The sequence below is a fragment of the Meiothermus sp. CFH 77666 genome (genome assembly GCF_017497985.1).
Lineage (GTDB): Bacteria > Deinococcota > Deinococci > Deinococcales > Thermaceae > Meiothermus.
On sequence record NZ_JAGDFV010000023.1, the window covers coordinates 1 to 22403 of the forward strand.

Annotated in this window: 22 protein-coding genes and 5 tRNA genes; 12 read left to right on the forward strand and 15 right to left on the reverse strand. The window is 61.8% G+C overall.

Features of this window, described 5'->3' with window-relative positions; translation table 11 throughout:
* The 5 genes from J3L12_RS11940 to J3L12_RS11960 all read right to left on the reverse strand — a co-directional run.
* On the reverse strand, positions 1 to 126 hold a 126-nt coding region (locus J3L12_RS11940), incomplete at its 3' end, for a GTP-binding protein (protein WP_240631362.1).
* An 83-nt stretch (positions 127 to 209) separates the two neighbouring features.
* Positions 210 to 285, reverse strand: a tRNA-Thr gene (locus tag J3L12_RS11945).
* A gap of 29 nt (positions 286 to 314) precedes the next feature.
* Positions 315 to 390 (reverse strand) — tRNA-Gly (locus tag J3L12_RS11950).
* A gap of 103 nt (positions 391 to 493) precedes the next feature.
* Positions 494 to 579, reverse strand: a tRNA-Tyr gene (locus J3L12_RS11955).
* 4 nt (positions 580 to 583) lie between these two features.
* A tRNA-Thr gene (locus tag J3L12_RS11960) sits at positions 584 to 659 on the reverse strand.
* A 179-nt stretch (positions 660 to 838) separates the two neighbouring features.
* Here J3L12_RS11960 and J3L12_RS11965 point away from each other — a divergent pair.
* Positions 839 to 2182: an MBL fold metallo-hydrolase gene (locus J3L12_RS11965; protein WP_208015291.1), complete on the forward strand. Its 1344-nt coding sequence runs from the start codon at positions 839 to 841 to the stop codon at positions 2180 to 2182.
* Positions 2183 to 2354: 172 nt separating this feature from the next.
* Complete coding sequence (locus tag J3L12_RS11970) at positions 2355 to 3209, forward strand: hypothetical protein (protein ID WP_243455190.1); 855 nt, start codon at positions 2355 to 2357, stop codon at positions 3207 to 3209.
* A gap of 34 nt (positions 3210 to 3243) precedes the next feature.
* On the opposite strand, the gene J3L12_RS11975 is transcribed toward J3L12_RS11970, so the two are convergent.
* Together J3L12_RS11975 and J3L12_RS11980 are read right to left on the reverse strand one after the other, a co-directional pair.
* Positions 3244 to 4830: a sensor histidine kinase gene (locus tag J3L12_RS11975; protein WP_208015292.1), complete on the reverse strand. Its 1587-nt coding sequence runs from the start codon at positions 4828 to 4830 to the stop codon at positions 3244 to 3246.
* Between the two features lie 18 nt (positions 4831 to 4848).
* A complete protein-coding gene (locus tag J3L12_RS11980; protein ID WP_208015293.1) occupies positions 4849 to 5622 on the reverse strand; it encodes an RNA methyltransferase in 774 nt (257 codons plus the stop codon).
* Between the two features lie 60 nt (positions 5623 to 5682).
* On the opposite strand from J3L12_RS11980, the gene J3L12_RS11985 reads away from it, so the two are divergent.
* The 3 genes from J3L12_RS11985 to J3L12_RS11995 all read left to right on the forward strand — a co-directional run bounded on the left by J3L12_RS11985 (position 5683) and on the right by J3L12_RS11995 (position 7008).
* Complete coding sequence (locus J3L12_RS11985; RefSeq protein ID WP_208015294.1) at positions 5683 to 6174, forward strand: putative immunity protein; 492 nt, start codon at positions 5683 to 5685, stop codon at positions 6172 to 6174.
* Between the two features lie 223 nt (positions 6175 to 6397).
* The gene (locus tag J3L12_RS11990) at positions 6398 to 6736 is read left to right on the forward strand and encodes a DUF433 domain-containing protein (RefSeq protein WP_208015295.1); all 339 of its coding nucleotides are present in this window, start codon (positions 6398 to 6400) and stop codon (positions 6734 to 6736) included.
* Positions 6737 to 6762: 26 nt separating this feature from the next.
* Entirely contained in the window at positions 6763 to 7008 is a 246-nt protein-coding gene (locus J3L12_RS11995; RefSeq protein WP_243455194.1) for a DUF5615 family PIN-like protein, read from the forward strand.
* 213 nt (positions 7009 to 7221) lie between these two features.
* Here J3L12_RS11995 and J3L12_RS12000 read toward each other — a convergent pair whose 3' ends face one another.
* From J3L12_RS12000 to J3L12_RS12015, 4 genes are all read right to left on the reverse strand, one after another.
* Positions 7222 to 8007: an alpha/beta hydrolase gene (locus J3L12_RS12000; protein ID WP_347708891.1), complete on the reverse strand. Its 786-nt coding sequence runs from the start codon at positions 8005 to 8007 to the stop codon at positions 7222 to 7224.
* A 34-nt stretch (positions 8008 to 8041) separates the two neighbouring features.
* Positions 8042 to 9232, reverse strand: a complete 1191-nt coding sequence (gene hutI / locus J3L12_RS12005; protein ID WP_208015297.1) for an imidazolonepropionase — start codon at positions 9230 to 9232, stop codon at positions 8042 to 8044.
* 149 nt (positions 9233 to 9381) lie between these two features.
* Positions 9382 to 11031: a urocanate hydratase gene (gene hutU, locus J3L12_RS12010; protein ID WP_208015298.1), complete on the reverse strand. Its 1650-nt coding sequence runs from the start codon at positions 11029 to 11031 to the stop codon at positions 9382 to 9384.
* Positions 11028 to 11723, reverse strand: a complete 696-nt coding sequence (locus J3L12_RS12015; RefSeq protein ID WP_208015299.1) for a GntR family transcriptional regulator — start codon at positions 11721 to 11723, stop codon at positions 11028 to 11030. The genes hutU and J3L12_RS12015 overlap by 4 nt, the downstream gene beginning before the upstream one ends.
* 58 nt (positions 11724 to 11781) lie before the next feature.
* Between J3L12_RS12015 and hutH the strand changes: the two genes are divergently transcribed.
* On the forward strand, positions 11782 to 13302 hold the full coding sequence (hutH, locus tag J3L12_RS12020) for a histidine ammonia-lyase (protein WP_208015300.1): 1521 nt from the start codon (positions 11782 to 11784) through the stop codon (positions 13300 to 13302).
* A gap of 25 nt (positions 13303 to 13327) precedes the next feature.
* On the forward strand, positions 13328 to 14326 hold the full coding sequence (locus J3L12_RS12025; protein ID WP_347708892.1) for a tRNA-dihydrouridine synthase family protein: 999 nt from the start codon (positions 13328 to 13330) through the stop codon (positions 14324 to 14326).
* On the opposite strand, the gene J3L12_RS12030 is transcribed toward J3L12_RS12025, so the two are convergent.
* The 3 genes from J3L12_RS12030 to J3L12_RS12040 all read right to left on the reverse strand — a co-directional run bounded on the left by J3L12_RS12030 (position 14259) and on the right by J3L12_RS12040 (position 17047).
* Positions 14259 to 15044, reverse strand: coding sequence for a hypothetical protein (locus tag J3L12_RS12030; RefSeq protein ID WP_208015301.1), 786 nt, complete (start codon positions 15042 to 15044; stop codon positions 14259 to 14261). The two genes, J3L12_RS12025 and J3L12_RS12030, sit on opposite strands and share 68 nt — an antisense overlap.
* A gap of 66 nt (positions 15045 to 15110) precedes the next feature.
* Positions 15111 to 15971, reverse strand: a complete 861-nt coding sequence (locus J3L12_RS12035; RefSeq protein WP_208015302.1) for a dihydrodipicolinate synthase family protein — start codon at positions 15969 to 15971, stop codon at positions 15111 to 15113.
* Positions 15972 to 16627: 656 nt separating this feature from the next.
* A complete protein-coding gene (locus J3L12_RS12040; RefSeq protein ID WP_208015303.1) occupies positions 16628 to 17047 on the reverse strand; it encodes an OsmC family protein in 420 nt (139 codons plus the stop codon).
* A 190-nt stretch (positions 17048 to 17237) separates the two neighbouring features.
* On the opposite strand from J3L12_RS12040, the gene J3L12_RS12045 reads away from it, so the two are divergent.
* Entirely contained in the window at positions 17238 to 18062 is an 825-nt protein-coding gene (locus J3L12_RS12045) for a metalloenzyme (protein WP_347708893.1), read from the forward strand.
* 26 nt (positions 18063 to 18088) lie between these two features.
* Here J3L12_RS12045 and J3L12_RS12050 read toward each other — a convergent pair.
* Positions 18089 to 18163: transfer RNA gene (locus J3L12_RS12050), tRNA-Thr, on the reverse strand.
* A 265-nt stretch (positions 18164 to 18428) separates the two neighbouring features.
* On the opposite strand from J3L12_RS12050, the gene rph reads away from it, so the two are divergent.
* The 4 genes from rph to J3L12_RS12070 all read left to right on the forward strand — a co-directional run bounded on the left by rph (position 18429) and on the right by J3L12_RS12070 (position 21971).
* Positions 18429 to 19145, forward strand: a complete 717-nt coding sequence (rph, locus tag J3L12_RS12055; protein WP_208015304.1) for a ribonuclease PH — start codon at positions 18429 to 18431, stop codon at positions 19143 to 19145.
* A 236-nt stretch (positions 19146 to 19381) separates the two neighbouring features.
* Entirely contained in the window at positions 19382 to 19993 is a 612-nt protein-coding gene (rdgB, locus tag J3L12_RS12060) for an RdgB/HAM1 family non-canonical purine NTP pyrophosphatase (RefSeq protein ID WP_208015305.1), read from the forward strand.
* Positions 19994 to 20796: 803 nt separating this feature from the next.
* Positions 20797 to 21207 (forward strand): thrombospondin type 3 repeat-containing protein, encoded by a 411-nt coding sequence (locus J3L12_RS12065; protein ID WP_208015306.1) that lies wholly within the window; start codon positions 20797 to 20799, stop codon positions 21205 to 21207.
* Between the two features lie 62 nt (positions 21208 to 21269).
* Complete coding sequence (locus tag J3L12_RS12070) at positions 21270 to 21971, forward strand: SDR family oxidoreductase (protein ID WP_208015307.1); 702 nt, start codon at positions 21270 to 21272, stop codon at positions 21969 to 21971.
* Positions 21972 to 22403: the final 432 nt, after the last annotated feature.

Consider the following 22403-nt stretch of genomic DNA (forward strand, 5'->3'; position numbering starts at 1 on the left):
ATTGGGGTTGGCCGCCGCCGCCACAAAGGTAATGGCCGCCGTGAGGGTGGTCTTCCCGTGATCTACGTGTCCGATGGTTCCCACGTTGACGTGGGGTTTGGTGCGCTCAAATACGCCTTTCGCCATTCGTGTTGCCTCCTTTGGCTTCCGCTATGGTATTGCCCTTTCAGGAACACACCGCCCGCAGCGGTGGACGGGCGGTGTGGGTTTGGAGCTCGGGATCGGGCTTGAACCGACGACCTCACCCTTACCAAGGGTGTGCTCTACCAGCTGAGCTACCCGAGCACCTGTGGTGTTCGCGCACATAGCGCTTCTGGAGCGGGAAACGAGACTCGAACTCGCGACCCTCTGCTTGGGAAGCAGATGCTCTACCAACTGAGCTATTCCCGCATTTGGCGCTTCGGCGCCGATGAACGTCCGGTGTCGTAACTTGAGGCTTTTCACGGCCTATTAGCACCCGGCACCAGCCGCTCGGCGCGCCCGGAAAGCGCATTGGTGGGCAGGGACGGATTCGAACCATCGTACTCCGAAGAGAACAGATTTACAGTCTGTCGCCTTTAACCACTCGGCCACCTGCCCTTGTTGGAGCCACCCATCGGAATTGAACCGACAACCTTCCGATTACAAGTCGGGTGCTCTACCAGTTGAGCTAGGGTGGCCCGGCTTGTTGTCCTTCCGATGGCTGCTCTGGACTAAGGGGTTGAACCTCGTCCAAGTCGTAAGGTTACACCACAGAAAGGGGGCTGTCAAGACGAATAAAGGCCGTAAGAAAGGCAAAAGCATCATCACCCCCTTTGGGCGTACAAGCGGGTTTCAACCAGTCTGGTACAGTACGTTCATGCAAATTACCCCCTTTGGTGCAGCTCAGACCGTAACCGGTAGCTGTCATCTGGTCGAACATCAGAACTTCAGATTGTTGCTCGATTGTGGGGCCTACCAGGGAGCCGACGAGGAGCGCAACGAGGAGCCTTTTGGCTTTGAGCCCCGAAGCATTGATGCAGTCCTGATTTCCCATGCGCACAATGACCACATAGGCCGCTTGCCCTTGCTGATTCGGCAGGGCTACCCGGGGCGGGTGTACGTGACCGAGCCCACCCATCTGATTCTGCCGGTAATCCTGGAGGATTCACTCAAGCTAATGCAGGAAGAGCGCGAGCGTCTGGAGCGCAAAGGCCGCGAGGTGCCCCCCCTGCCCTGGGATGAAAAGGATCTGGCGGAGCTTTATGGCCGCCTGGAAGAGGTGGCTTTCTATCAAACCCAGAGCCTGGGGCCCTTTCGATTCCGCCTGCGGGATGCGGGTCACCTGCCGGGGAGCGCCTTCATTCAGCTTGAAGCGAACGGCAAGACCCTGATTTTCAGCGGCGACCTGGGACACCGGCGCAAGGATGTACTCACCGACCCCGATTACCCCGCACAGGCCGATTTGGTGCTCTGCGAAGGAACCTATGGCGACCGCTCCCACCGCCCCTTTGCCGCTACCCTCGAGGAATTCGCCGACATTTTGAACGAAGTGCTGAGTCAGGAGGGCAAGGTGTTCATTCCGTCTTTTGCCCTCGAGCGCACCCAGGAAATTCTGTTTTATATCCGCGAGCTCGAGCAGCGGGAGGCCATTCCCATCGTCCCGGTGTTTGTAGACTCGCCCATGGCTTCCAAAATCAGCGAGATCTACCCCAAAGTGCGGGACTTCTTTAGCACCGAAGTGCAGCACATTTACTCGCACGGGCTCGACCCATTCCGGCCCAAACGCCTCGACTACACCCAGGGTGTGGAGGAGTCCAAGGCCCTTAACTTGATGAAAGGGCCACTCATCATTATTGCCGGTAACGGGATGCTCTCGGGCGGGCGCATCCTGCACCACCTGCGCCACGGCCTGCCTGACGCGAAAAATGCGGTCATCATCACCGGCTACCAGCCGAGGGGTGGCCTGGGCGAGCTGCTCATCCACAACGCCGAGACGGTGCGGATGTTTGGTGAGACCGTGCGGGTGCGGGCCAGAACCTATACCCTGGGGGGCTTTTCGGGCCACGCGGGCCGCGATGAACTGCTGGACTGGCTGGACAGCGAGAAGCGTATAGCCCTGGTACATGGCGAAGTGGACAAACTGCAAAGCCTGGGTCAGGCCCTGCGCGAACGCGGCAAAGCGGCTTTTTTGGCGGAGTGGGGCAGACCGATTGAAGTTTAGGGTAGTGCTGGCGTTGTCCTGGGCTGTTTGTGGTGGCTAAAGGCGCAAAGCCGAAAGCTAAAAGCCCGCATATTTGACCTGCTCAGGTCAGTTGGGAGAGAAACAAGGCAACGGGAAGGTCTTTGACCATAGAACCGCTTACCAGGGACGACCTGGCTACAGGGGGCAAGGGATGAAGAAAAGCATAGCCTGGGTGGGAGCGATGGGGCTGGCCTGGACCCTCGCACAGGATGGTGTGGGCTCGGTGCCCTGGGCGGTTGGAGGGGTGCAGCAACCCGCGCTGTTGCGGGTGAGTGAGTTGCGGAGCCTCCTCGAGCCCAAAGGGGTGCGTTTCAACGAGACCGGCATCCTGGGGCGCTACCTGCTCGAGGTCAGGTTTCCCCAGACCGCGAACGGCCTGTACCTGCGGATGGTCAGCCAGAACGACACCTCCTATGCGGTTTTCGACGACCTGTTTATCAACCTGGCCCAGGTGGATCTGGGCATCCGTACCCCGGTTCGGGTAGAGGGCTGGGCCAACCCTGTGATTACCATTGGGCCCACGGTTTTCAAGCTGGGCACTGCTCGCAATCCGGTCAACCCCTACCTTGGCTATATGTACCTGGCGCGAAAGGCGCTGATTGACCGGAGCGATGCGCCCCCTTACCTGGCCAAACTGCTCGATGAAGACCCCAAGGCCCGGCGCTGTCTGCACGAGTTGCGGGTAAGCGACCCCGCCGGAACCGTCTATGTGGCGGCCAGCCGGGTCTGGGCCGAGGCCAACCTCAAAGCACCCTACGACAAAATCCCCGACTTCGCCAAACCGGCAGCTTTTCACGTGGGGGCTGTACAGAACGGACGCATTCGCTTGCTGCTGCCCAATGAATCGGCCAGCTATGCCAGCAGCCTGCCCAACTGGGAAAAGGCGCGGGATCGTGAAACGCTAGTCCTGATCAAACTTTCGGGCCGAATCGTGGATTTGCAGGCAGAGTACCAGGTGGTGGTGCCGCCGCAGGGACGCAGCCGAGCGCTTCGCTGTGTGCCGTAGCGATTGCGCAAGGGTGACTTCATGCCTTCAGCCATCAAGAAGGCAGTTCAGCGCGCACCGTTGTACCGTGGTCTTCCACCGATTCGACCGAAAAGCGTCCACCCCGGGCCTCGACCCGTTCACGCATCTGGGTCAGACCAAAGCCACCCATACCGCTGGCCGAGCCTCCGGCCTTGAAGCCTTTTCCGTTGTCGCTAATCTCCAGTACGCCGCCCCGCTCGCCCAGGGGGGTAAGCTTGATTTGCACCAGCCCAGGCCTGCCGTGCTTGGCTGCATTGGTCAGGGCCTCCTGCAAAATCCGGAAAAATACCAGCTCGGAGGCCTGCGAAAGCTCGATTTTTTCCGGCAGGCTGAGGCGCACCCGGAAGCCCGCCTGCTCGGCAAAAGCGGTGGCGTAGCGCCGCACCGACTCGAGAAAGCCGTAGCGCTCCAGATCGATGGGCCGCAGGGCAAATATGCTGCGCCGTACCTCGCGTATCTGGCCCCGCAGGGTCTCCTTGACCTGCTGGAGTTCTTCGGTCGCGCGAATGGGGTCGGTTTTCAGAAGCCGTTCGGCCAGGTCGAGTTTGAGGGCCATGAAGGCCAGGGCCTGGGCGATGCCGTCGTGTATTTCGCGGGCAATGCGGTTGCGTTCCTCGGTGAGGGCCAGCTCCTCGGCCCGCAGATAAGCCTGGGCATTGCGAACGGCCAGGGTAACCTGGGCGGCCAGAAAGCGCAAAAAAGGTAGCCTCTGGCGCAGGTTTTCGGCCTCACCCTGAACCAGTAGCAGGCCAATGGCGGTCTGTTCGCGCAGCGGCAACGCCAGCAGGTTGTCCCGCACAAATACGGGGGCTTCCAGGGCTTCCTTCCAGTGTTGCTCGGGCATAAAGGCGTAGGGGGGCAGCTCGAGGTTCCGCAGCACCTGGGGCTGCAGGAAGTTCTCCTCATCCAGCAACAACACCCCGCCCCCGCTGGCCCCGGCCCAGGCCAGAATGCGCTCCATCAGCCGCTCCAGGAGCCGGCCCAGGTTGGCCTCGGCCCGCAGGGCCTGGTCTACTTCGTAGAGGGTGAGTAGATCGCGGCTGCGGGCCCGCACCGAGTCGAGCGCCCCGGCCACTTCGGCTACCAGCACCTCCAGGAAACCCTGCTCCTCGCCCGAGAGGGGGCGGAGCAGGGCCACCTCGAGCTTCCCGTCCATGCCGGGTAAGGGCACTTCGTAGAGGGAACGGGTACTCTGGAAGCCTGGGGAGGTGGCCCGCACCCCCTCGAGGGTCAGCGAGGCCTCCATGCCCAGCGCCTGGGCCACCTCCTGCACCACCGAGGCCAGGGCCTGCTCGAGGTTGTCGGCTGCCGAGGCCCGCTTGAGGATGTTGCCGATGGCCTCAAGCCGCCGGTTGGCCGCCTCAACGGCTCTTTGAGCCCGCTCACGGTCTTGTACCTGCTGGGCAATCCACTCCAGGGTCATCCAGGTAACCAGAGGCCCCACCAGGCCATAAAACCCCATGCGCAGCCAGAAGGCCACCGGCTGGCCCTGGTAAGGCTCGAGGGAAAGCTCAAATAGCACCACCACCAGGGCAATCGCCAGCGGTAAAATCAGGCGATATAACTTGATCAGGCGGTATAAACTGGGGCCGGACTCCATAGCCAAAAGATAGCAGTATTAGGGGCTTGGGTCGGTTTTGCGGCGTCCGTGCTGGGCATACCAGCGGCTTTGGTGCAAAAATCCTCGCAAAAACTGCACCTCTCCAGGGGTCAGGTTGGCTTTGTGAATCAGACGGCGGAAGCGCCGCACGGCGTATGGAAGACGGTTTTCATCGGTAAAGCCGATGCGCAAAATGTACTCGCGAATATCGTCAAACAGCATTTGTAGAGCCGCCTGTTCAGCCAGTTCACCCGGAGCAGGCTCAGGAGGGTTGAGGGAGGCACCAAAGACCTCGTAGCAAAGCAACAAGACCGCCTGGGCCAGGTTCAAGCTGGGCTGTTTGGGCGAAGTGGGGATGCGCACAATCAGTTGGGAGAGGTCGAGTTCGTCGGTGGTGAGGCCCGAGGTTTCGCGCCCGAAGACCAGGGCCACCTTACCCTGTGGCGCTACCCCGGCTACGCGCTGTGCCATGCGTTTGGGGTCTACTACCGGCCCGGTGTAGATTTCTCGCTCCCGCACGGTGGTACCCACCACCAGCCGGGCCTCCGCAACGGCCTCGGGGAGGGCTTGCACTACCTTGAGGTTGTCCAGAATCTCTTCGGCGTGTACCGCCAATCGGTAGGCCATCGAGCCCCCTGGGTGCAGGGCCAAATCCTCGCGCACCCGTGGCTCGGGGGCCACCAGCCACAAGTCCGAGATGCCAAAGTTTTGCATGGCGCGGGCGGCTGCCCCCACGTTCATGGGCTCCTGGCTGCCCACCAGCACCACACGGATGTTTGAGAGCCAATTCATCGGCTCTAGCCTAATGGCTTGGGCCCGATGCGTCGAGGTTCTTTGCAATAATGCAAACACATGCGAGACCCACGCTTCAAGGCTGTGCACCGAGGGGGATTGCTGGATCTTGACCGGCATCGCTTGCTGGCAGCCTGGGCTGCTGACTGTGCAGAGCATGTGTTGCCCATGTTTACCAGGCTGTATCCACAAGACGACCGGCCCCAAAAGGCCATAGAGATGGGACGGGCCTGGGCCAGGGGAGAGGTCAGCGTCGGTCAGGCCCGTGCGGCGAGTGTGGCAGCTCATACGGCGGCTCGAGCTGCCTTGCATGAAGCAGCAATAGCGGCGGCTCGAGCGGCAGGTCAAGCGGTGGCGACGGCCCATATGGCCGATCACTCGCTGGGGGCTGCTATTTATGCGATCAAGGCGGTACAGGCGGCCAGTGCAGGTGACGTGGCTGCCATGAACCAGGAGCGCATCTGGCAGCGAAAACGGCTTCCAAAGGCAATAGAAGGGCTGGTATTGTCGGCCATGGAGGCCGAGAAACTGCGCTTGCTGGGCGTCGAGTGAGGCGGTTTTGGCGCTGCGAGCAACATGTGCAGGTCAGGCGAGCGCGATCTGAGTGCATAGCACCCCCTCTTTTTTCACATCTCGGGGTTTAGATCAAGTAGCACACTAAGGCATGTCTTTGCTTCTCAGGAAGAGTACGAGGAGGTTCAAGCACGGTGATCCTTGTGAGACCGAGAAGCAGAACCACAACTCTTACGCCGAGTGCGCTGTGGGAGGCGAAACAATGGACGAACTGAAGCTTCTCGAACGTATCACTGTGAATCCGAACATCTTCAGCGGCAAGCCCATCATCCGCGGCCGCCGACTAGCGGTCGAACATGTCCTGGGGATGATTGCGGCCGGCGACACGCCCGAACTCCTGCTGCAGGGCTACCCCTGGCTGGAAAAGGAAGACATCCAGGCGTGCCTGGTCTATGCGCGTCGCATGGTCGGCCATGAGCGAATCGAGCCTCTCAAAATCGAGTCTGCCGCACGAAGTTGTAGCTCGATACTTGCGTTTGGGGCGGCGCCAAGGCTGAACTTCAGGCAGCCGGCCATGACGTGCTGTGAACCGGCGATCTGACGCAGGATCCAGGTGATGAAGACATCCTGGCGCAGGCGCACCGAGAACAGCGCGTGCTCATCACGGTGGACAAGGATTTCGGGGAACTGGCGATCCGACGCAGCTTGCCGCACTGCGGCATCGTGCGTCTCGTCAACATCAGCGTGCGCCAGCAAGGCGCGATATGCCAGCAAGTGCTCACGCAATATGGGGATGAATTGACACGGGGAGCCATTATCACTGCGGAGGCCGGCCGCGTGCGCATTCGACCACCCGGCGACGGAACGCCATAACGCCTGGCTGGATGGTGCGCCGCCGAACAAAACGTTGCAGCAGACGGGGCCGGCATCACGACTTTCCGAGGTATGAAGTCTTTGCAGCCGGCCCCGCTGCTGAACTTCGTCGTTAGAGCAGCCATCATTAAACTGAGCCATCGAGGACTGCGAATCCTTTTTCGTACACAAACCTGTTGCCGCCTGTACGAGCGGCAACGTCTGTGAAGTGCGCTATACATTCCGCAGGAAATCCTCCACCAGCCCCAGCACCAGGGGCTCCTTTTCGCGGTGGGGCACATGACCGCAGTCATGCAGCACTTCCATGCGGGCGGGGCCTTGCACCCCCTGTACGATGCGCTCTGGGAAGGCCGTGGAGCCATACTCGTCACGGTCGCCGTGCAGGGCCAGCACGGGGCAGTGCACCGCCTTCAAACAGGGCTCCAGCGTCCAGCCCCGGAACGCCGGCGAGAGCCAGACGCCTGTCCAGGCTTCCAGCACCCAGCGGGCTTTTTCACCGTGCCAGCGGGTGAGGCGGGCGAACTGGGCGGGGTTCTGGAAGCTCTGCTGGGCGGCCCGGATGCCCTCGAGGGTGCGCTCTTCCACAAAGGCCTGGGCCGACTCGGTAATCACCGCGCGGCAGCGAGCGGGCTGATGGGCGGCGATGCACAGGGCCATGGCGCCCCCCACGCTGTGCCCAAAGAGGATGTACGGGTCCAGCTCGAGCCTCTCGGCGACGGCAGGGAAGTAGGTCTGGGCCTCCTCGAGGATAAAGCCCAGCGAAGGCGGTTCGGTTCGGGGCGAGGACCGTCCAAAACCCAGGCGGTCGTAGGCCCACACCGTGCGTCCGGTGGCCTGGGCCAGCGCAGCCGGAAACCCGCGCCAGAGCTCCACCGACCCCAGGGAGTCGTGCAGCAGCACCAGGGGGGCTTTTTCGGGCTGGCCTGTATCCCACTGCCGCACAAAGACCTGGCCGCCCGGAACCTCTACAAAAGTATCTCGAACCTGTATTGCGCTCACAGCCGAGGTGAGTGTACCAGACGAAGAGGGGCGCTTAAACAGTGGGAAAAACCTGTCTGCCGCTCACGTAGACCGCGTGAATCGGGGTATGGCCCCATTGGTATAGCGGCATGAGGGCATGAGGTGAGTCCACCACCACAAAGTCGGCCCGGGCTCCGGGCTCAATCTTGCCCAAATCGGCCCGCCCCAGGGCCAGGGCTGCGTTTTCGGTATGCGCCATCAAGGCCTCCTCGAGGGAAAGCCGCCCGAGGGACACGGTCAGTTGCATGCCCAGCCAGGGGCTGTAGAACGGACTGCTGCCGGGGTTATGGTCGGTGGCAATGGCCACCCTCACGCCCGCATCCCACATGGCCCGGGCATTGGGGAAGGGCTTGCGCAGGATGACCGCCGCGCCGGGGAGCACCGTCCCCACCGTGCCTGAGGCGGCCAGGGCACGCCAGTCTTCGGGAGTGGACTGCTCGAGGTGATCTGCCGAGAGCGCCCCCAGCGCCGCCGCCAGCCGGGTGGCCCCGGTATGGACAATCTGCTCGGCGTGGAGTTTGATCCGAAGGTTATGCGAAAGGGCCGCCTCCAGGATTTGTCGGGTTTCGTCCAGAGTGAATGCACCCTCGTCGCAGAACACATCCACCGCCTCGGCCAGCCCAGTTCTAGCTACTTCGGGAATAAGCTCCTGGCAGAACATCTCTATGTACCGGCTGCGCTCCCAGCCTTTGGGGATTACGTGCGCCAGGAGCGTGGCGAACACATGCTGCGGTAGGTGTTCCTCGAGCCGCCGGATTACCCGCAGCATCTTGAGTTCGGCTTCGGGAACAAGGCCGTAGCCACTCTTGATTTCTATGGCGGTTACCCCTTGGGCCAGGAAGAGGGCGGCTCGAGCTTGCGCCCACGCGTACAGTTCATCTTCCGAAGCGGCATCGGTGGCCCGCACCGTTGAATAAATCCCGCCCCCCGCAGCCAGGATGGCCTCGTAGCTTTCGCCTCGAGCACGTTGCAGGTACTCGCCCAGCCGGTCGCCGCCATAGACCAGATGGGTGTGGGCGTCCACCAGGCCCGGCACTGCCCCACGCCCGCCCAGCTCGGTGCGGGGCCAAAGATGGTAGGCCTCCGGCAGTTCGGCCTCGGCCCCCACCCAGACAAAACGCCCATCCTGGACGGCGAAAGCGGCACGCTCGAGCCTGCGCTGGGGCGTGTATAGCTCAGATATCCCAACAAAGACTTGATTCATAGTGCCCTTAGTTCCCTCTCCCCTTGTGGGAGAGGGTTAAGGTGAGGGTGTCGAGTTCGCAGAACTCGTAAATGTGCACGAGGCAATGTCAACGGCATTCACCTTCGGCTCACTACCCCCTCCCAACCTCCCCCGCCAGGGGGGAGGGGCTATTGCTCCTTCTCCCAGCCTGCGAGGTCTAAGCCTCGATTTCTTGCCACTTCCTTCGCTTCTTCGTAGCCTGCATGGGCGTGGCGCATCACCCCGGTGCCGGGGTCGTTGGTCAGGACGCGCTCAAGCCGGTACGCGGCTTCCTCGCTGCCGTCGGCCACCGTGACCTGCCCGGCGTGCAGGCTGTAGCCCATGCCCACCCCGCCGCCGTGGTGGAAGCTGACCCAGGCCGCCCCCGAGACCGCGTTCAGGGCAAAGTTCAGAATGGGCCAGTCGGCCACCGCGTCGGAGGTGTCCTTCATGGCCTCGGTCTCGCGGTAAGGGGAGGCTACCGAGCCCGCATCCAGGTGGTCGCGGCCAATCACGATGGGGGCCTCGAGTTCGCCCTTTCGCACCATCTCGTTGAACAGCAGGCCGGCCTGGTCGCGCTCCCGGTAGCCCAGCCAGCAGATGCGGGCGGGGAGGCCCTGGAACTTGAACTTCTTTACCCCTTCGCTGAGCCAGCGGTAGAGCCCTTCGTCCTCGGGAAAAAGCTTCAGGACGGCCTGGTCGGTCTTGTAGATGTCTTCCGGCTTACCGGAAAGGGCCACCCAGCGAAAAGGCCCCCGCCCTTCGCAGAACTGGTCGCGGATGAAGGCCGGCACAAAGCCGGGGTAGCTGAAGGCCTCCGCGAAGCCCCCCAGCTTGGCAAAAGCCCGCAGGTTGTTGCCGTAGTCGAAGGCCACCGCGCCTTTTTTCTGCATCTCCACAATGGCCCGGCAGTGGGTGGCCATGTCGTGCAGTACCCGTTCCTTGTAGCCCTGGGGGTCGCGCTGGCGCAGGAGGGCCGGGTCTTCGTCGGCCCTCAGGATGGGGATGTAGCCGTACAGGGGGTCGTGGGCGCTGGTCTGGTCGGTCACCAGCTCCGGCGTGAAGCCCCGGCGCACCATCTCCGGCAGCACCTCCGCCGTGTTGCCCAGGAGGCCAATGGAGAGGGCCTGGCCTTTGCGTCTGGCTTCCTCGGCCAGCCGGAGGGCTTCGTCCAGGGAGTCGGCCCGCAGGTCCAGGTAGCGGGTCTCCAGGCGGCGCTGGATACGCTCCGGGTCAATCTCCACGCAGAGGGCCACCCCGCCGTTCAGCGTGACCGCCAGGGGCTGGGCCCCGCCCATGCCCCCCAGCCCGCCCGTGACCGTGATGGTGCCCTTTAGCGTACCGCCAAAGTGCTTGCGGGCGGCGGCGGCAAAGGTCTCGTAGGTGCCCTGCAGGATGCCCTGGGTGCCGATATAGATCCAGCTTCCGGCGGTCATCTGGCCGTACATCATCAGGCCCAGCCGGTCGAGCCGGTCAAACTCCTCCCAGGTAGCCCACTGGGGCACCAGGTTAGAGTTGGCGATGATTACACGGGGGGCCAGAGGTTGGGTTTTGAACACGCCCACCGCCCGCCCGGACTGCACCAAGAGGGTTTCGTCGTTCTCGAGCCGCTCCAGCACCGCCAGAATGCGTTGCAGATCCTGGGGACTGCGGGCGGCCCTGCCGCGCCCGCCGTACACCACGAGTTCCTCGGGTTTCTCGGCCACTTCGGGGTCGAGGTTGTTGAGGAGCATCCGCTTGGCGGCTTCCTGAATCCAGCCTTTGGCGGTACGGGGGCCTAGGGGGGCTTTGTAGGTCATGGTCGTTCTCCTTGGGGAATGAAGGTGTCCTCGAGGTAGTAGCGGTCGGCCCGCATCAGGTACTCCACCCAGGTGATAGGGGTTTCAAAGGTGTAGGTGAGGCGCTCGAGGCGCAGGGCCGGGGCATTGGGGGGCTGCTCCAGCAGGGCGGCCAGGGGGTTGGGCAGGGCCACTGCCTCCAGCCGCTGCCAGACCCTGGTGAGGGGCAGGCCCAGGGTGTGAACCAGCAGGTCGTGGATGGACTCACGGGTCAGGTCGTGCTGTAGCAGGCCCTGGCAGTGCGCCGGGTGCAGGTAGCGCACCTCGTGCTGCACCGGCTCATCGTCCAGAAAGCGCAGCCGCTCCACATACAGAGCCTCTGAAACCCCCAGCTTCTGGCGCACCTCCGCCGGGGTGGGGCGCAGTTCGGCGGTGAGCACCTGGGTTTTAGGGGTAGCCCCCTGGGCGCGGGCGAACTCGTAGAAGGGGCGTACCCGCAGGAAGCCCTGGCTGAAGCGCCGCTCGGTGGGGAAGCTGCCCTTGCCCTGCCGGCGCAAGAGGTAGCCCTCGCGCTCGAGTTCCTGCAAAGCCCGCCGCGCGGTCATGCGGCTCACCCCAAAGCGCCGGGCCAGGCTGTTTTCCGAGAGGGGAAACCCTGGGGCGGCCTTGCCCAGCTCCTGCAAGACGGCTTCCTTGACGCGCAGGTATTTCACGGTTTATCCTCTCACTTGTATATACAACCTCAACCGGTTGTAGGTCAAGTGAGGAGCCATGGTTGAACTGGATAGGACGCTGGACCTCGAGGCTTTCCGCCGGGTGGTACGTGAAAAAGCGCCCGTGGGCCTGAGCCCAGCCGCCAAAGAGCGCCTTGAAGGGTGCCGTGCTTTTGTCGAACAGCTCTGTGTTCAAAACGAGCCGGTGTACGGCCTTAACACCGGCTTCGGCAAGCTGGCCAGCGTGCGGATTGCCGCCGCTGACCTGAAGCTCCTGCAGCGCAACCTGCTGCTCTCGCACGCCATTGGGGTGGGGGAGCCGTTCCCCGCCGAAGTAGTGCGGGGCATGCTGCTGTTGCGGGCCCAGAGCCTGGCCCTGGGCTACTCCGGGGTGCGGGTGGAGGTAGTGGAGCGGCTTTTGTGGTTTCTGAACCAGGACATCCTACCGCTGGTGCCCTCGCAGGGTTCGGTGGGGGCCTCGGGCGACCTGGCCCCCCTGGCCCACATGTGTCTGCCGCTGATCGGTGAGGGCGAGGTGCTCCACCGGGGCCGGGTGCAGCCTGCAGGCGAGGTGCTGCGGGTTTACGGGGTGGAGGCCCTCGAGCTTCAGGCCAAGGAGGGCCTGGCCCTGATCAACGGCACCCAGGCCATGACCGCCCTGCTGGCCCTCTTGCTCCTGGACGCCGAGGTGCTGCTCAAAACCGCCGATATCGCCGTGGCCATGAGCGTGGAGGCCCTCAAGGGGAGCCACCGCCCCTTCGACGAAGCCGTGGCCCGGCTGCGCCCCCACCCGGGCATGGCCGCCACCAGCGCCAACGTGCGTAAGCTATTGCAGGACTCCGAGATCATGCGCTCACACATAGACTGCGACAAGATTCAGGACGCCTACAGCCTGCGGGCCGCCCCCCAGGTGCACGGGGCCAGCCGCGACGCCCTTACACACGTGCTCGAGGTGGTGCGGCGGGAGATGCAGAGCGTGACCGACAACCCCCTGGTGCTGCCCGAGGAAGGGCGCACCCTCTCGGCGGGCAACTTCCACGGCCAGCCGCTGGCCCTGGCCGCCGACTACGCCGGTATCGCCCTGGCCGAGCTGGCCAACATCTCCGAGCGGCGCATCGAGCAGATGTTGAACCCGGCCCTCTCGGGCCTGCCGGCCTTTCTGGCCGAGGGCAGCGGGCTGAACTCGGGGCTGATGATCAGCCAGTACACCGCTGCCGCGCTGGTGAGCGAGAACAAGGTGCTGGCGCATCCGGCCTCGGTGGACTCCATCCCCACCAGCGCCAACCAGGAAGACCACGTCTCCATGGGCACCATCGGGGCCCGCAAGGCCCGCAGCATCTTCGAGAACACCCTCTGGGTGCTGGCCATCGAGCTGGCCTCGGCGGCCCAGGCCCTGGACTTTCACGCCCCCCTTCGGCCTGGCAAGGGGGTGGAGGCAGTTTGGCAACGCATCCGGCAGGAAATCCCCCACCTGGATCGCGACCGCTACCTGAAGCCCGAGCTGTTGCGCCTGTGCGAGCTCATTCGCTCCGGCGAACTGGTCAGGGTGGCCGAGCGGGCGGTGGGTACGCTGGAATAGAGCTATCCCTTAGACTGTACAGGTTGTGACCACGACGACAACGCCCAAAACCGCCTTTTACCGAGAAAGGCTCCAGAGCGCCCGGGCCGTGCTGGCCCCCATGGCGGGCTACACCGATGCCCCCTTTCGCAGGCTGGCCTTGGAGCACGGAGCCGCCTGGACGGTGAGCGAGATGGTGCTGGCCCGGGGCTTGCTGGCTGGGGAGCGCAAATCCACCGAGCTGGGCGCACCGTATCCGGGGGAGCCCAACCTGGTGGTGCAGCTCTTTGGCGACGACCCCGACGTACTGTGCGAGGCCGCTGCCAAAGCCGAGGCGCTTTTTTCACCAGTGGCGATAGACCTGAACATGGGTTGCCCGGCGCCCAAGCTGGCCGGGCGGGGCGGGGCCTGCTTGCTGCAAACCCCCGAGCGGGCCTTCGAGCTGGTGCGGGCCATGCGCCAGGGAACCCGGCTCGAGGTCAGCGCCAAGATGCGCCTGGGCTGGGACGAAGACCGGAGCCTGGAGATTGCCCAGGGCCTCGAGGCCGCCGGGGTGGCCCTCCTCACCGTGCATGGCCGTACCAGCCGCCAGCGCTACGAGGGCCAGGCCAACTGGGAGGCCATAGGCCGGGTGGCGGAGGCCGTGCGGGTGCCGGTGCTGGGCTCGGGCGACGTAACCACCCCCGAGCAGTTCCACACGTGCCTCCAGACCGGGGTGGCCGGGGTGATGATTGGCCGCGGAGCGGTGGGCAACCCCTGGATTTTTCGCCAAATCGCCTCCAGGGTACCGGCCCCGTCCCTCCCGGAGCGCATACAGACCGCGCTGCGCCACGCCGAGCTAAATGTGCAGTGGTACGGCGAGTTTCACGGCCTCCGTCAGCTTCGCAAGGTGCTCTACCGGTATTTCCCGGCCAACCCGGAGCTGCACCCGGTGCTCAAGCAGGTGTCTACCCTGAAAGAACTGAAGCAAGCCCTGCTCAGCGCAGGATGCCCTGTAGCATCTGTGCCACCGAACGATCCAGGATACCCGGAATGCGGGCGCTAAGCCCCAAATCCACACTCACGCCGCCCACGCCCGGCAGTCCCGAGAGCGCAAGCCGCAGCTCGCCTCGGTTGCGTCCGTTGGGGCCCAAGCCCAGGTTGAAAGCACTCTCGGCCACGCTGCGCCCGCCGATCAGAACGCGCAGGGGGCCTTCCAGGGTGAAGCCGATGGGGTTGGGGTTCTCCACCTCCAGCACCAGCCGGATGGCCAGCCCATCCAGGCGAATCTCGGCCAGCCGAATGGTCGGGAGCTGGAAGGCAAACTGAATGCGCACATCGCGGTCTACCAGGGTCACGGGCCCAATCGGTACCACCGCCGGGCCCAGTTGAACCCGCAGCTCACCCAACAAACGGAAGCGGGTGTTCTGCCCACTCACCAGGCTGGCCAGTGCCCGCGTACCCTCCACAATAGGCACCACCAGCCGGGTGCTGGCGTCGCGGCTGGCCCCCGAGGGGATTTCCAGGGCAGGCAGGGTCAGGCGAAACTGCGAACCGCCCAACTCTGCCGTTACGGTGCTGTCCAGCAAGGGCAGGGTGAAGCCGTTGGGGTTGGTCAGGCGCAGGCGCACGTCGAACTCGCCCCGCCCGCTGAAAGGGTCAATCGAGACCAGACTGAACTGCAAAAGCTCTACCTGCGGCGCCTGGGGCCGCACGGCCTGCGGTACGCAAGCCCCGAGTATCAAGGCCAGACCCCACAATGCCCATACCAAAACACGTTTCATGATTGCCTCCACCACGAGCTTACCGGATGCGGGTTCCTGATGCTGGGTTATTTCCTTTAGAACCCCTTAACCCACCGTCCAGCCCCGGGCCCGGAACTCTTCCAGGATGGGCTTGAAGGCGGGCCAGACCGGGCTTTCGCTGGGGTAGGGAGGGCGGGGGTAGCCCCCAGGCAGACCCAGATGGCGCAGGGCCTGCTTGAGCAGCACAAAACCGCCCTGGGCCAGCACCCGGCCAAAGGGTTCTACCTCGGCTTGCAGGGCCTGGGCCTCGGCGACCTTGCCGGCCTGCCAGAGCGTGAGCATCTCTTTGTACGGCTTGGGGGCCAGGTTGGAAACCGCCAGGATGCCCCCCTTGGCGCCCAGCCCCAGGGCCCCCAGGAAGGTGGGGGCATGGCCGGTGTAGAGCTCGAGGGCCAGTTTTTGCGAAGCATAAAAGGCCATGCGGGCCAGTTCCCCGCTCGAGTCTTTGAGGCCCCCAATGTTGGGGTGCTTGGCCAGCTCGGCCACTACCGGCAGGGGCAGCGGGGCTTTGGTGTTTGCGGGCACATGGTAGAGCCAGACCTCGGCCTTGCCCATATCGGCAATGCCCCCAAAGTAGCGCAACAGTCCATCGTTGCCCAGGTTGGCCTCGTAGTAGCGGGGAGGTGTGACCAGCACCTTAGCACCCAGGCTCTCGGCTTCGCTCAGGGCAATGGCCGCCTGGGCCAGGGTCTCTTCCATTAAGCCCACCATGGCAGGCTTCCGGGGGGTCTGGATGGCCAGGCCCGCAGCCCGTTCCTCGCGGGTCAGGTGGACGCCTTCGCCGTTGGAACCGTAAAACAGCAGCCCATCCACATGGGGTTCGATGGCCTGGGCAAGGTCGCGGAAGGCTTCTGCATCGAGGTGGCCGGTCTGGTCGAAGGGGGTGGGGAGGGGAGGGATGATCATAGTCGGCTTTTTCCTTGTGACAAAACCAGGTGATTCTATCGCATCGCAGGTCTCGAGGGCCAAGTGCCAAGGGCCATCGGGCAGGCTCTTATCATTTGCGGACATCGTTGTTGCGACCCCTCACCCGTTGACGCTGGGTTACCGTCAGAAATGCTTTATTCGGCAAAATCAGCACCAAACTGGCCAGCGGTGTCGCCACCCCTACCCGCAAGGGGAGAGGGAAAGGGGAAAACGAAAAAAGCCTGGGCCATTGGGCTTTTATCACAACCCTCGGATTAGCTTGAGCAGAGCCTGGGGATTCGCTGAGAACTTTCTAGCCGAGCGCAACACGGGCCACAGGAGGCTCAGAATCCGCAAGCACATCGGCTTCACCGCCCCCTTTCGGCTGCTTGAGACACCCTCTCCCACGCCGTATCTCGCTGGTGGTGTAAGCGGTTCTCCACCTCCCTTGAGTACCGGCGTCGGCCGGGCCCGATGGCCCTTTACTGTGTCCTGGCCACAGGGTATACAGTCGGTACGCCCTAACCCCTTCTGCCTGCTTAACCGTTCCTGCGGTATGCAAAGTTTTCAAACAAAGTATGGTACAAACCTTCCTTTCTACCTCCTTGGGCCTTCAAGTAAAGACGGTATGAGGGGCTTTCGGTAGCTAGGAGCACTCAGGCCAACCGGGCCTCGAGGCTAATTTCCGGAACTGCCGCCAGGGCTTTGGAGATGGGGCACTTGGTCTTGGCCTCTTGAGCTAGCTCCTGAAACTTGTTCGCGTCAATACCGGGCACCTTGGCCACCAAATGCAGCTCGATTTTAGTGATGGTAGGGCCCTCGCCCAGGTGTACCCTGGCCGTGGCGTTCAGTTCTTCGGGTGGGGTGTTGTTGTTGGTGAGCAAAGCTGAAAGAAACATGGCGTAGCAGCCTGCATGGGCTGCCCCAATCAGTTCCTCGGGGTTGGTTCCGCTGGCATCGGCAAACCTCGAGGCCCAGGTGTAAGGGCCTTCGTACACCCCACTTTCCAGCTTCAGGTGGCCCCGGCCTTCCTTCAGCGTACCTTTCCAGACCGCGTTGGCTGTGCGTATAGGCATAGCATGGCTCCTTTCGCTTACTATCTTGCGCTCTTCAAAGCCGGACTGGTTGTGTCGTAGGTCGCAAGTTGGGTCATGGGCAGGATGGGGGGCTGTGTATATCGGCTATTCGCGGTAGGCGTTGCTTTGAGCTTTCGGCCCCCCCACCTACGGGTTTGACCTTTCTGTGCCAAGAGCGCACAATGCCCTGGTGCTGGCCTTCATGTTCGTGGATGGCTTCGGGCTTACGGACGACCCCCGAAGTCCACTTCAGCGCTTGGATTTGCCCACCCTACGCGTCTTGAGCGGTGGATTTAGCCAGCAGCCCTTCAGCCAGCCCCACCTGGCCTATCGCGTTCTGGACGCCAGGCTTGGGGTGGAGGGCCTGCCCCAGTCGGGGACTGGCCAGACCGCTTTGCTGACCGGGCTCAATGCGGCCCAGTGGCTGGGCTACCACCAGGGTCCGCATCCACTGAGTAGGCTGCAAGTGTTGTTGCAGCAGGAAAGCCTCCAGGTCTGGGCTGCCCGGCAGGGTTTGCGGGTTCTGCACGCCAACGGCTACCGGCGGGAATACCTGGAACGGGTGGTGAACAGCCGTCGCAACTTGCTTTCGGCCTTTGGCTTTGCTGCCAGGATGGCCGGGTTGGAGCTGCTTCCCATTGATCATCCCCAAGCACTTTTACCTGCTTTCTGGCCCGAACCCGAAGCCGCAGGCCGGCGCTTTGCCCAGCTTGCTCAGGCGCACCACCTCACCATCCTGGAAAACTGGGCGCTGGATTATTCGGCCCACCGCTTGCCGGACAGGCTCGAGGAGCGCTTTATAGAGCTGGATCGGTTCCTGTATGGCTTCCTGAACGCCAACTCCGGAGTCACACTAATCCTCACCGCCGACCACGGTAATGCGGAAGAACCCTGGCACACCCAGCACACCCACAACCCCGTGCCCCTCGTGGTTTGTGGCCCTGGGGCCGACCATCTGCCAGAAATGCATCGCCTGACCGATGTGGCGCCCTGGATCAAACAATCGTTGGGCTGAGCCAGTGCTGGTTTTTGCGTGGGAATTGGAGCCGGTGGTCGGATTTGAACCGACGACCGCTCGATTACGAATCGAGTGCTCTACCGCTGAGCTACACCGGCACGCTGGGTTATTCTAGCGGCTTTGGGCGGAGCGTACAACTCCCATGCCCCTCTTGCGCAGTATCTGCGAAGGAGTGGGAGAACAGGGGGTTTGCCGGAGTAGCCTGGCAAGCTCTTGTTTGGCGCAGTCTAGATTCATCTCTAAACCTTACACAGGCGCAACTTAGTTCCCTTGAAAACTCAAACGGTTTCCCGGGGGCGAGGCTGAAAAGCCAGGCTGCTTCTAAACTGGCAAATATCCCATTGCGGTGGTAGAGTCTCGCAGATGAAGCGTAGAGACGGGCGGCAAGCTCATGAACTGCGCCCGCTGGCGATTCGAGTGGGCTACGTGCAGTATGCCGAGGGGTCGGCTCTGGTAGAACTGGGAAATACCCGGGTGTTGGTGAATGTTTCCCTCACCGAGGGGGTACCCCGGCACGTATCGGGACGGTCAGGCTGGCTGATGGCCGAGTACAACTTGTTGCCTCGCTCCACCAAAGAGCGCAAGGAGCGTGAGCGGCAAAAAATTTCGGGTCGTACGGCAGAGATTCAGCGGTTTCTGGGCCGGGCTTTCCGGGCCGCGCTCGACCTGAGCTTGCTGCCCAACAAGACAGTCGTGATTGACGCCGATGTGCTCCAGGCCGATGGGGGAACCCGTGTGGTCTCGCTGCTAGGGGGGTATGCCGCCCTGCATGTGGCCATGGATCGGCTGGTGAATCAGGGTAAGCTAGATGAATGGCCCCTGACCGAGTTTGCAGCAGTGAGCGTAGGTTGGATGGGCGAGAACACGCTGTTGCTCGACCTGACCCAGATCGAAGACGAAAACGCCTGGGCCGATCTGACGGTAGTGGCTACCCAGTCCGGCGACATCATCGAATTGCACGGGGCGGGTGAGGGTCGTCCAGTGCCCAAAGCAACCTATCAGGCCATGCTGGAACTGGGGCTGGCCCAAATTCCCGAGATAGTACGTCGGGTACATGGACAGCTAAAAAATCGCAGTTGATGGAAAACCGGCCTCATGCTATGAGGTGCCGGACGTGGGAAGAGCGGGGTTGGATGAAACAGGCTCTTGATCATGTCTCGTGGGGTGCTCTTCACAAATATCGAGCCATCTGGGACTAAGAAACCTTTGTCCTGGACAGAACAGTGGCCGCCTGGGTGCGTAACATGGGTCTGGGCCCCGACCTTCTCGTTTTCGTGGGCAGCCACGTCTGTGAAGAGCGCTGTAAGATAGTTGGGATGCGTCTGCTAATAGCCACCTCCAATCCAGGCAAGTACCGCGAGATTAAGGAAGGGCTCGCTCCCCTGGGTTGGACGCTATTCTCCCTGCTCGACTATCCCTTCAAAATGCCGCCCGAGGAAGGCTCCACCTTTGAGGATAACGCTGTGTTGAAAGCGGCTTTTGCCGCCAAGCACAGTGGTATGCCCACCCTGGCCGACGATTCAGGCCTCGAGGTCGCAGCCCTAGGGGGGGAGCCTGGGGTTTACTCAGCCCGATACGGTAACAAAAAAACCGACACTGAGCGGAATGTATACCTGCTCGAGCGCCTCAAGGGAGTTCCCAAGGCCGAGCGCAAAGCCAAGTTTGTGGCGGTGGTGGTGATTGCCTATCCCGATGGCTACATGGAGCTTTACCGGGGTGAGACCGAAGGGGAAATCCTCGAGGCTCCCAGGGGCGAGTGGGGCTTTGGCTACGACCCCTTGTTTTACTTGCCCGAGGTGGGTAAAACCTTTGCCGAGATGACCCTCGAGCAGAAAGCCGCCCACTCCCACCGGGGCAAAGCCCTGCGAATGCTGGTAGAGGCCCACAAGTTTGGGTTGCCCCGCAAAGAGCAGCCCCTTCATGAGTAGCCGCTACCCACTCAAGAGCTTCTCTTTCAAAAAGCGCCAAATCCAAACGCCCCAGCCTTGCGTAACTTGAGTTGGAGGCCAAAGTATGAAGCGATGTCAGGGCTAGATTTGCATCACTTAAATGAACGACGAGGATGGTTCACGGTTTAGTTAACTGGCGGTCGAGGTTTCATCCGAGTATCCTGGTTTTAATGCGAGCTGTACTGTTGCTTTTGCTATTTTATTCACTGCCTGCCAGCCCAGCGACCCACAGGCCTGTGTCCTGGTACGGGCGCTTACCATCGAAGAAGGCTTCAAGGCAGGCAATACCAATTCCTCGGATGTAACCATCAAGAAAGGGGGTTGTATCGAGTTTGTAAACGAAGACCCGACTCAAACCACCCACCTGGCTCAAAGCAAGCCGGGCACTCCTCAGGAGCTACAGTTCACCACCATCAACCTGGCTCCAGGAATCGAGAACAAAGTGAAGGTGGTCTTCAACATTGCTGGCGAAATAGAGTACATTTGCAGCCTGAATACGGGCAATATAGTCCACGCCCGAACCATGTACGGTAGGATTACTGTTTTACCCTGATATTTTACTCGATTCTCCTGGGAGATCTGCGCTTTGAGTCCATCGAAACGCCCGAAGCCTTGATTTGTTGCGCCGCATCCGGCGCCATTAAGAAAACTTTCGCACATCAGCATAAAGGGTGCTTGGTGCGAAAAAAGATGAAAACAGCCTGTGAGCCACGCGGGCACTAATCGGCTACAGGTTGCTCTATGCCAACACCTATTGGGTGACTGGTTCTACGGAGGCTCTTATGCCAAGGTATTTGATGGCTTTTACGCTTTTGGTGGCTATGCTGTCGCCGTTTGTTCTGGCTCGAGGCCCCTACCGCTTGCAGGCCATTACGCAGTTCAATCTGGTGGCCGACCGCGGTGATGTGCGCACGGTAACGTGCCAGTATTGTCACGTTAACGCGAACGGAGGGGCTCCCTGGAACGCTTTTGGAAACGAAGTGCGGGCCAACTTCAAAGGCAACATTGGCGATGCCCTCTACGAAGCCCTCAAGGCTATGAAGGACTCCGATGGCGATGGTTACGCTGATGTGCTCGAGGTCTTTGCCGGAACGCTACCGGGTGATGCCAACAGCAAACCTCTGGTCACCGCGCAGTTCCTAATGCAGAGCCTGGAAAAAGCCGGTGGTGTGGATATTTACAAGCCTAAGTAAGGGCTGGTGAATCGTGTGGGCGAACCTTGTGTTCGCCTGATTTTTTTGGGCACTATTGGGCTATGTCTAAACTGCGTGGAAAAGTGGCGCTGGTTACCGGAGCCTCCTCGGGAATAGGCCTCGAGATTGCCAAGCAACTGGTTGCAAATGGGGTGGGGGTGGGTTTGTTTGCCCGTAGCCAGGCCAAGCTGGCCCGCCTTGCGGGGGAATTGGGTAACAGCCTGGCGCTGCCAGGAGACATTACCCGATACGAGGATGTAGAGAAAGCGGTATTGCAGCTCGAGGCCCATTTTGGCGGCCTGGACTACCTGATCAACAACGCCGGGGTAGGCATTTTCAAACCCGTTCACGAACTCGAGCCCGAGGAGTGGCAGCGGGTACTGCAAACCAACCTGACCGGGCCATTTTATGCCACCAAAGCTGCGGTGCCGGCCATGCAGAAGCGAGGTGGGGGGCACATCATCAATATCGGTTCATTGGCGGGGAAGAATGCCTTTGCAAACGGAGCCGCCTACAACGCCAGTAAGTTTGGCCTGCTGGGCTTTTCCGAAGCCTCCATGCTTGATCTGCGATACTACGGAATTCGGGTCAGCAGTATTTTGCCCGGCTCCGTAGACACCCCTTTTGCCGGCAACACCACCGGCGCTCCTTGGAAAATCCAGCCCCAGGATATTGCCCAGGCGGTGTTATACCTTTTGCAAAGCGACCCCCGCATCATTCCCAGCCAGCTCGATTTGCGCCCCAGCCAGCCGCCCAGGAAATGAGCCCAGCAAAAAGGCTTTCAGATGCCTGCCATACTCCTCCCTCACACCTAATGCACCGAGGCGCAGGACACCCGTCAGATAAAAACCAAATAGGTGTCTGTGAGCACCGCTCAGAAAAGGTACTTTCAGCCATAATTTGGGGCATTTGCACGGGGATAGCCCTGGGCTAAGACGAAGACATCTTCCGGTATGTTCTTGTTAAGTTGCGCCCGTATAAGGTCTGGAGATGAATCCAGGCTGTGTTAGAAAATCATGCTCCGGGCGCAATACCCGAATGATTTTCGATCATGCCATTATCCAAAACATAGACGGGAGGCACTAAGCCGTGTATTCCTCGAAGCTGACCGGACACCGCTTTGTGCTGAGGGCGATGGTTTTGGGAGAAAGGCTGCGGGGCTTGGGTTCGATGATACCGGACATTTATCCCCTGTG